The 10,040-nt window shown below is 54.0% G+C and carries 6 protein-coding genes; all 6 read right to left on the bottom strand.

Annotated elements, in window-relative coordinates; translation table 11 throughout:
• A partial coding sequence (locus tag PHP98_10515) for an FAD-dependent oxidoreductase (protein ID MDD5484059.1) occupies window positions 1–2,190 on the bottom strand: 2,190 nt, incomplete at its 3' end.
• Window positions 2,187–3,053, bottom strand: coding sequence for an amidohydrolase family protein (locus PHP98_10520; GenBank protein MDD5484060.1), 867 nt, complete (start codon window positions 3,051–3,053; stop codon window positions 2,187–2,189). The genes PHP98_10520 and PHP98_10515, both read right to left, overlap by 4 nt.
• 1 nt (window position 3,054) lies before the next feature.
• Window positions 3,055–4,074, bottom strand: a complete 1,020-nt coding sequence (locus tag PHP98_10525) for a choice-of-anchor Q domain-containing protein (protein MDD5484061.1) — start codon at window positions 4,072–4,074, stop codon at window positions 3,055–3,057.
• A 116-nt stretch (window positions 4,075–4,190) separates the two neighbouring features.
• Window positions 4,191–5,075, bottom strand: a complete 885-nt coding sequence (locus PHP98_10530) for a LamG domain-containing protein (protein ID MDD5484062.1) — start codon at window positions 5,073–5,075, stop codon at window positions 4,191–4,193.
• 109 nt (window positions 5,076–5,184) lie between these two features.
• Entirely contained in the window at window positions 5,185–6,168 is a 984-nt protein-coding gene (locus tag PHP98_10535; protein MDD5484063.1) for a sugar-binding protein, read from the bottom strand.
• A 62-nt stretch (window positions 6,169–6,230) separates the two neighbouring features.
• A complete protein-coding gene (locus PHP98_10540; protein MDD5484064.1) occupies window positions 6,231–9,929 on the bottom strand; it encodes a beta-galactosidase in 3,699 nt (1,232 codons plus the stop codon).
• Between the last annotated feature and the right edge of the window lie 111 nt (window positions 9,930–10,040).

Raw genomic sequence — 10,040 nt, forward strand, 5'->3', positions numbered from 1 at the left:
ATCCTTCACCGTAACCGGCCGGGGTTTTACGGGCGGACGGAACGCGTCAATATCGTTGTCAAAAATCAGGTGCACTGAATTGAAACGTTGCGCCTTTTCCCATTTTAATGCCAGGCTTTGGGGCAATCCCTTTTCCGGGTCGGAAATCCAGAGATTTGGAAAAACTTCCGGCCGGTTTATGCCGTTTATAATCATTTCCGGAGCATATGCGTTGCTTGACGGAAAGATTTTAAAGCACGGGCAAGGCAGCTTAATGAGATTTTGGTTTCCCGCATGCCAGACGGCATTTCTTGTCCAGCCGGTTTTTCGCCTGCCCGGAGCGGGAGCAAGAAAGCCGCCGTTAGCGTCAAACAATCCGTCCGAAGCGTTCGTGTCCGTCATCCAGCGCGTGGTACTGACCCCGGGCGGAAAAAACGGCGCCAGCTTTTTCAATTCATCCAGGTTCTGCTCGCCGAAATAAACGCCGACCGGATATTCCCGGTTGGCGGCCCACCCGGCATTTTTTGCGGCCGGCAAAGAAACCCAGTACAAGCCCGGCGCCAAGGAGCGGTCAAATCGGAACGCAACCCAGCCCGTGCCGGGCGCAACGGATGCCTGCGCCTCGGCCAGAATTTCTTCCTGGTAAAAATCGCCGGGATAAACGGCCTTCCGTAATTTCGCGGCCAGGACGATTTCCCTGCCGCTTGTGTTCTTCAGCAATAATTCAACGGCATCAATCCTGTCGGCCGTTACCGGGAACATCACTCCCCGCGGTCTGTCAAGCTCTAGAAATTCGCTCACGGAAATCAATTCGCAAGCCGCTTCGCTCGTCGCCTTGGCCTTGGCGGCCAGCGCCAGATCCGCTCCGTCTTCGTTTTTTTTCCAGGGTATATATCCGCCATTTTTTAAAATAGCCTGCTGGACTTCCTGATAATCTTGCTTTGCCGTCCGGGAGCAGGTTTGTTTCTTTTTCACGGCCAGACCCGCGGCATATCCCGCCGCTTCGCCGCAGATGCCCAGCGTGCCCATGATCCGCGTGGAGCCGAAGGCGATTTTGGAAACACTGATGGTTCTGCCGGCCAACCACAGGTTGTCAAAATCTCTGCTATACAAACATCTCATCGGAATGGAGTAAATCCAGTCAAGCATGCCGTGAAAGGCGTAAATCCCCCGGCCTTTGAATCCTTCCGGATCATGAATGTCAATCGGCCAGCCGCCGTAGGCGACGGCGTCCTCAAACGCGTTTGTTTCCCTCAAGTCTTTTTCAGTCAGCACGTATTCTCCCGTGAAACGCCGCCCCTCCCGCTTGCCGGGCGCCATGCCGATCCAGGTCAGTTGATAGTTTTCCATGTCATGCCCCGGCGTGTTTTTCAAATGATCCCACACGCCGAAAAGGCATTTTAGCAATTCCTCGCGCATCTCCTGCGTGTCGCGGACGGAATCAATGATGCCGCCGTATTCTATCCAGGCAAAACCGCCTTTCTTTGCGCCGGACACAAAATTCAATTTAAAAGGCAAGGCGTCGTCATCCGGGTAATGATAAGCCCACTCCGGCCTGACAAACGGCACGGAATGGCCCATATCCTCGGCCTGAAAACCGAGCGATGCGCCCATGGTCAGGTTATTGGCCTTATCCGGCGCCAGGGTTTCGCCGTATTCGCTTTTCGCCTCAAACCCGATGCGATACGCCGCGCCCGCCGCGGCCGCCACAATGCCGTCGCCGGAAGCATCAATAAAATACGCGGCTTTGAATTTGTATCTCTTTTCGGTTGATAATTGCACCGCCCTTGCGGATTTGACAATCCGTCCCTCTTTTTCAACCTCATAAACACAGGTGTCCAGAAAAAGCGAAAGGTTTTTCTCCTGCCGGCATAACTCCCACATCACGACGCTTATGCCCGCTTCGCGGTTTTCGGGGTTAAATCTGATGGATTTTTCAACGATTTCCCCGGCAATGCCTTCCTCGCGGGCATTGGGAAGCCAGCCGCCGCAACTGGCGCCGCTGATGCGCACCCTGATCTCGGAGGAGGCATTGCCGCCGAGGACGGAACGGTCGTGCACCAGGACGGTGCGCGCGCCTTTTCGCGCCGCGGCAATCGCCGCGCAAATGCCGGCCAGGCCGCCGCCGATCACCGCAACGTCAAAGTCGCTCATAATTTCCGCATTGTCATACATGCCCTTTTTTTTCATCATAATCACCGGTTTTTTCATGATTGTTTCGCGTCCAGCAGTTCTTCCAGTGTTTTCCAAAGAATGTATTCCTTCTCCTCCGCGCTGACCGGCCAATCCCGGATATGTTCCAAATCGGATGCCGTCAGCGCGGCGTTGTTAAAGGGATAATCCATGCCATAGATTATGCGCCGGCAGCCGATTCGCCTGACAATCTCCATTGTCTTTTCCGGCGCAAGATAGCTGGAGTTTTCCAGGCCGGCGGGGGCATCCGGCCGGTTGTCCCCGGTTCGGGGCTGCAACGTTGACGTCAACCCGGCATAACAATTTTTATATTTTTCAAGCATCGCCAAAGCCTCTTCAAAATAATCCCGTCCGCCCATGTGTTCCACGATAATTTTCAGCCGCGGATATTTTGCGGCCAGCAGGCCGATTAGACGCGGACGGTATTTTTCCGGATGCCATCCGTGCGAGCTGGTATGAATCAGCAGCGGCAGGCCGATCTCTTCCACGCGGCGGCAGAAATCATCCACTGCGGGTTCGTCCAGACCGACCTGGAAAACCGGCGGATGGAGTTTCACGCCTTTAAATCCCTTGCGCGCGTATGTTTCCAGGATTTTGCCTGCTTCGGGGTTTTTCGGACTGACCGTAATAAACGCCGTGATTTCCGGATAATTGCGGATCTCGTTGTAAAGCCATTCATTGCAGGCGTTTTCTTGCGGCAGGGGGTTCCGGTACCAGCCGTCGTTCGGCATGCAATGCATGAACGGCGCCAATGCCACAGCCCTTGTTGCGCTTAATGCGCGCAGTATTTCCTCTAATCCGCGCAAAGAACCCAGGGCCGGATCGTTCCGGCTGTAAGTTCCCTCCGGCGCCACATGGCAATGGTTCAAGAATATTTTCATGTTAATGAAAGCGGTACAAAGAGCCTCCCCAGATACATTCATAAGCTCCCATGTCAACCGTGCCGTAACGCAGGCGGGTTTTGCCATCCAGGTCAACCGCATTCCGCATCCAATCCTCGTTCGTGCCCGTATTGACGCATGGCGAAGCCCATTGAAGCCGCCAATTGCCCGCGTCCTTGTCTATGAACTGCGGATTGGACTGGATGTTGTTGGTGTAATAATACCGATTGCCCCCTCCGGGGAACGAACTCGTGGGCGCAATGCAACAGTTGGCAATATAATATAAGCCGGTGCCGACCGCGCCGGTGTAAAATGTGAAATTACTGCTAGAACCGCCGTTCGCTTGGTTAAAATAGCTAACAACATTCTCCAGCCTGGCGGTTGTGTCAACCGGACAATCAATGCGCATGCCGCCGCCTTGATTGGCCAAACATGTATTGCTGACAAACGTGCAATTTATAAGGGACAGGTCCTGGCCATAGAGCCCTCCCCCGCGCGCAGCAGCTATGTTGTTATCCACAATGGAATTACGCAGAATTGCGCGGGAAGTCATATTCAGCCCCCCGCCATTGTTTAAACTTCTGTTTTGCGTTATCCGGCAATTTTGGATTATCGGGTCGGTATAGGCGCGAATTCCGCCGCCCTCACCTACGCCATTCTGAACCGTAAATCCATCCAACACGGCGGCCGCGGAGATAAAAAAACAGCGATTGCTAACAAGTTTCCCCGGAGGATTATTCCCATCCACAATCGTCAGCGCGTGCCCGTTGACGCTTTTGAGCGTCAGAACATTGGTTATGCTTACCTGGTTGGTCAGATAATACGTGCCGTTGGACACCCAAACCAGCCGGTCCGCAGTGTTGGTCATGGCGGCATTGACCACGTCAATGATGCTCGTGCCGGCCGTTTCCCAGGTGGTATATGGATTTATTGATGAACCGTTAGTCGTCACATAATGCGTGTCGGCAGGGCAGTTCAACGCAAAAAATGATCCGATAATAATTACAATCAAGCGTTTCATCTGTGCCTCCCCTTTGTTGTTAAAAAATGCCACATTCTCGCCGGCCCTATGGAAAACCATTAAAAATATATTTAAACATAATGGATGTGAAGTTTTTTTTAAATTTTGGAAGAAATTCATTTGGTTTCATATAACTCCGCCAATCCTATTTCGGCATGAAGTTCGTTATAATCACGCAACATGCCGATTTCCCGGAATGTCGCGCTGTTTTTTTTGTTCAATTCATCAAAACGCGCCCGCCATTTCATATGGCCGGACGGATGTTCTTCAAACCATTTTGTCAAGGACTGCCGCAGTGTCTCGCATTTGGCCTTTTTCCGGCCCAGATTTTCGCAGGCAATCCCGATTTGCGCGCTCCTTTTTTGCGCCGCCGCGTCGTCGTTTTTCCAGACCGGCGCGCCCTTTATTTCCCCGTGCCGGCCGTTGCCGGACTTGTCCCGGATCGCGAAGCCATTGTTTTCAATCATCAATTCCGCATCTTTGTCCTTCAGGGGATACCAGACCGCCAGCCCGTTCGTTACAACGTCAAAACCATTTCCCCTATACACGTCAAAAACCTCTTCGTCAGTCAACGCCCTGTCATAAATACGGACATCCTCCAATTCCCCCCGAAAGGCGCCGATACGATGATTAAACCGCCCCGCCAGGCATAAATATCCGCCGGCGAGCCCCCCTGTTCCCCCGGCATATGCCAGTTCGTTCTTCTGCTTGATCCCATCTATATACAGTTTCATCTTTCCGTCGCCAACCCCGGGACTGCTCCAGACCGCCGCCAAATGCCGCCAGTTTTGACTGTCAGCAATGTTTCTATCCCAATCAAGGTAGCCGCTTCCTTTTCCGTCCTGACCGGACAGGTAAAATCCCATGTCATTTTGAAAATGGATAATGACCGGGCCTCGCAGTAAATTGCCGATTTTATATTCCCCCTTGACCCACATTGTCACCGTAACGGCGCTCATGCCTTTCGTTATTGGTTTTGCCGCCACCATGCCGTCATCCATTCCGTCAAATCTCGCTCCCGCATCAGCGTTCCTGCCCGGCATGGACGTCAAAAACAAAGCCGACAGGCCGGCGCCAAACCAGCTGTAATTACATCGCCGCATAATAGTTTTAATCCGCAAGCAGAACTTCCAATTTTACCCGCGCGACGCATTCCTTGCTCCTGCGCTGCAATTTGACACAATCTCTGGACAGCAAAATCAGATCCCGGACGTCCGGTTCCGGCTCTGCCGCCATTTTTACCGCCCGATCCCAGACCCGCAACAAATTTTCAACCTCTTCCCCTTCGCTCCCGGCCGTTTTAATTTCAGCCAGATTTTTTTTATACTGTTCCGCCGCTCCGGCTAATTTTTTGATTTTATCCGCCATGTGCCGGGTATAGACGCGGTTGATTTCTTTTTCCGCGGCATGAACATCATCGCCGATATTCCCCTTGAACACAAATTTTCCGAAATTAGGCACGTCATGAAATCCCTTTTCAAGGAATGGCCAACAGGTAACTCTTTCTTCCGGCGGCCCGGTAAATATATAACGACCCACGTTCACGGCCCATTCGTCGCCTTCTTTCACCGGATCACCCATCAGGATTTTGAATGGAACGCGCATTTCCAGCGCCCATTCCGTCTTTCCCACGGATACCGCGGCCTCCCAATCCGTCATGGCTAATTTATATTCCCTGGCAGGCCGGCCTCCGCTGCGATCTCCCCTGCTGTTCACCAGCAGTTGCGTGTAGGTCGGCGCCCCGGATGGAAACAACATCAGCTCCATGCTGTCATCCTGCCAAAGCACGGTGCCGGTTGTCCTTAATTTTTCCGGATTCGGTTCTTCCGCGCGGACCGCGAGATAAAGCGCCTCCTCCGTCCAGCCCGCCTTGAAGGACGTTTGTTTTTCAACGGCGTATTCACCGGCGCCACGGTATATGTAAAAACCGATCGCCTCCGGCATGTTTTGCCAGGCCGCGTCATTAACCTTTCCGTCAATTACCGGCGACTGCGCCAGGCGATGGCAGGGATAAGACGGCCGTTCAACGGCATCGGCGCATGATGCCGAGGCAACAAGCGCCATCACATAAAATATCGTCTTGATCATGTCCATAAAAACCATCCTTTCTTCTTTCGCGTATTTTCGCGTTACGCGGCAGATTTACGCAATGTTTTCTATTTTCGCTCCTCAACCGCGAATGTCCGTTCCGCAGACACGCCCGTTGCCGCGTCCCTTGCCATAATTTTCCACTTTCCGGTCGCCTCATTAAGCGCCAGAGAAAACGATCCTTTTGCCATTCCTTTTTCTCCAACCACGTTTCCGGCGTAATAGGGAATCCTCTCGCCTTCCGGCGACAGCAGTTCAACATGGAACACATGCAGGCCGGGGGGGGGCTCCACCGCCTCAATTTCCACTTCGTACGCCAGCGTTTCACCCTGGCCGATCAGCCTGGGAACGTTCAGTTTTATCCCCTTCACCTCATAAGGCATGAGCGCAAACAACATCCCTTTGGCCGGCTCTAGCATCGTCCTGATCCGATCCGAGCGGCCAAGATATTTACCCAGGCGCGAGTCGTAGATGTGGCTTTTCTCGCGCAGTTTCAGCTCCGCTTTTTTGGCGGAGAGCGGCCTGGCTTCTCCGGCCGTGTAAGCCATGACCGGCTCCGGCAATTCCTGAAGAACGCCGAGATAAATCATGCCCTCCCGGGCAAAACGGTACAGGCGCACGCCCGCAAGTTCCGGTTCAAACGTCGCCGGTTTTTCCACCGCGGACTGGGCCATCAACGCCCTGAACAATTCGCGAAACTCCGCCGAATATTCCCCCGCTTTCACGGAGCTGTTTTCCAGCGCCCCCGCCACCTCGGCATAAGCCGAGAGCGAGAAATTAAGGAGAATCGCCTTGCCTTGCTCGTGGCGGTTGATGATCAGCGCCGGTTTTTTCCCCGCCAATGACGCGCGCGCCTCGCCGGCCCCCAATCCAAGCGACCAGTCGCAATCCACCTTCTTAATTGTCCCTGAATATCCTTCCAGGTTGACGCTCACGTCGCAGTTCGTGGCAATCGGCCCGGCCGTCAACTGCTTTACCCCAAACACGTCGTCCAATATGCCGCCGTTTTCATAAGGCTTTCCGTGCTCATCCCGCACGCCCGGGCGCAAATCCGCCAGCACCGTTCCGCCGGCGCGCGCAAAAGATTCAACCTCCGCCGCCTCTTTTCTTGACAGCGCCTGGACATAGGGCATCCAGAGCGCCTGGTACCCGCCTTTCTTCAGTTCCCCCGCCGCCAATTGCTCATACGAAATGATTTTGAATTGAAAACCAGCATCCTCAAGCAGCGTAACCAATGCGTTCAAGACTCGTTCCATCACCGGCAAACCGTCCGTCAGCGTCCCGACGTGCACGCTGGCGGCCGAATACAATACAGCGACGCCGTCATCCGCCCGTTGCGCCGTCATCAACAATTTTCCGGCCCCGCGCTTGATCTCGCGCAATTCCGCCATGTTGGCCTGGAAGAAATCATAAAAAGACATGTCCGGCGCCATTACGCTTTGCTGTCCGCAGGCATTGGCCGTATAAATCCAGTATGAGTTCGCCCCCCGGAACAGATGCCGCCACGCAATGTAACGCTGGAACTCCGGGCAGCGATGAGCATTATATCCCCCATACCAGCCCAATCCCAACACCGTCCCGGGGCTGGCAAAACTCGCCACGGCATGCGGCACATACGCGCCGTCATAAGTCCCGTTGATTTGCATCGCCTGCATGAGCTTGTAATGATCGGCGCCCCGGTAGCTGTTGACTTGCGTGTCGCTCCCTTCATAGCCGATCTTTGCGCCGGGCACAATTTTCCGGATCACTTCCGCGCAAAACGGAAATATCCCCGCCCAGGTGCTTTCCATATGCCGCCGGTAATCAACCCAGAGCGGCTGCAGGTTTGTTTCCTTCTTTGCCCGTTTCAGGGTAATCGGCAGAACTTCATCAAACGACTTGTACGCCGTCCCGTATTCGCCGTTCATGGCCTCCACCGTCCGATACTCCTCCGCCAGGAATTTATGGAAAGCGGCCGCGCAGGTGGGCGAAAAACAAAGCTCAAAGGCGCCTTCCACAAACAGACATTCATCGCCCATGGAAAATTCGGTCGTGGAAAACAGACGGCCGTTTTCCGCTCTTCCGGCCAGGTCATCGGCCAATTCTTTCCGATATTCAGGGTCGGTCAGGCACGGCTCGCGGACATGATCGTCAGCCGTGCGCGATTTGCTCCTGTAATGATCCGTTTTCTTGTCCGCCAGGCGCGAGAATCCCGGCGGGCAGGGCATACTCCTGATATTGGCAAGGAACGCATTTGTAAGAACATATGCGTATTGCGTGTCAAACACGGCCTTTGCCAACTCGGCAAACATGCGATAACCGGGATATGAATAAGGCGAGTTGCCCCAGTTACCCATAAAATGCAAGACCCGGATGTCTTCACCGGGCGACAGGTTTGAAATTGAAAACGCTTTCCGCTCCCGATCCAGGACTTCATTGTCCTTGCGCAGTTCCACTTCCAGGTACTGCACAATGGCCAGCGGTTTTCCGCCGGACAACTCAAAGCTCATCTCCCGCGCCGCGTTGGGCTCCAGCGCCGGAACATCAAGACGCGCCCGGCTTGTCACCCGGCCATACGTGTCCCTCTGGCGCAACAGCAGTCCAAGCCCGCTAGCCGCTTTTTGGGTGGCAATCCTGATTTTCCCTGTCACTTTTTCTTCCTGCCGGTAATCCGTTTTTAATTCAATCCCGTCAATGAGCGTGTCGCCGGTTAATTCCACGAAGGAAGATCCGAATGCCAGAACTTTGCCGCCTTCTTTCACCCATAAGTCCGCAAAATACCGGCCGGCCGGCGGCCGCGGAACGCCAAAAGACACGGCCGTCCCCCCGCCGGAAAGTTTGACTTGCTTCTCCTGGCCGGCCAGGACTTCATTATTATCATTCCGGAACGCAAACGCGCAGGTTACCGCCTTCCCCTCCGGCCCCGACACGGAATATTCCACGCCGGCCAAGTCACAGCGATTGGTTAAAACATAATCACGGCCGGTCACTTGAACCGACATCCGCCCTGACATAAACCGCATCAACTGTCCGATCCAGGCCAGGTAATAGTCATATTCCGCAAATTTAGGCTCCAAGATATTCCCCGTTGGACCGGGCGTAAGCGCCTGCAATCCGGGCGGAACGTTATATCCTTTCAAGGTCAGGATTTTCCCCTTGCCGAATGCCGCCAGTTCCAGGGTGGCGTCAAGCCAGGCCTCCCTGTCCTTGTATCCGGCAAAAGCCGGCAAACCTTTGTATGGGAATAAAGCCTGTAAATCCGGCTTCTCTTTCCTGGCGGTTGCCCGTTTATAATAACCATCATAATTTTTAAATCCGATCAGGGGCGTTCCCTCTTTCACTTTTTTCAGCAATTTATACCGCACGGACAACGGGAACGTTTTTAAGTTGACGGCGCCCATCACTATCAGGTCGTACGTGCCGTCAAGTTTTTCCTCAATATCTTCCGCCAGCGCCTCTTCGTCGCGGCTGCGGTCGGGATCATGCTTGTCATACGAGACAAATTCGTTGTAACGTCTAAAGGCATAATAGTGGCCGCCAACGGCAAAGACCGTGTATTGCAGTTCCATGCGCTGGGCCAGCTCCACCACTTCGCGCATGCCCATCCTGCTCACGATAAAAAGAACTTTTAGCGGCCCCTGGGCGTCGGGTTTCGCCCATTTGATGTGCGGCGTTACCACTTCTTCCGTCGGCGTCCAGTATTTCGGGCCATAATCTATTGCCCAGGCCGCGGCCGACATGAGCATAACAATCAACACCGCGCACCACATTAACGTTCTTTTTCTCATTGTATCCTCCCGATTTCCTTTAATATTTTCGCCTTGTACTCGGAAACGACGCCGGGATCTTCGCTGTCCAGAACCTTCCTGACCGCCTGCTCCAGCAATTGCCGGGATTGG

This window comes from Kiritimatiellia bacterium (genome assembly GCA_028715905.1).
Lineage (GTDB): Bacteria > Verrucomicrobiota > Kiritimatiellia > JAAZAB01 > JAAZAB01 > JAQUQV01.

What these genes read in the sequence shown, in the direction of transcription:
- PHP98_10520 (MDD5484060.1), bottom strand. Translation starts at nt 3,053, where the DNA reads ATGAAAATATTCTTGAACCATTGCCATGTGGCGCCGGAGGGAACTTAC.
- PHP98_10525 (MDD5484061.1), bottom strand. Translation starts at nt 4,074, where the DNA reads ATGAAACGCTTGATTGTAATTATTATCGGATCATTTTTTGCGTTGAAC.
- PHP98_10530 (MDD5484062.1), bottom strand. Translation starts at nt 5,075, where the DNA reads ATGGATGACGGCATGGTGGCGGCAAAACCAATAACGAAAGGCATGAGC.
- PHP98_10535 (MDD5484063.1), bottom strand. Translation starts at nt 6,168, where the DNA reads ATGGACATGATCAAGACGATATTTTATGTGATGGCGCTTGTTGCCTCG.
- PHP98_10540 (MDD5484064.1), bottom strand. Translation starts at nt 9,929, where the DNA reads ATGAGAAAAAGAACGTTAATGTGGTGCGCGGTGTTGATTGTTATGCTC.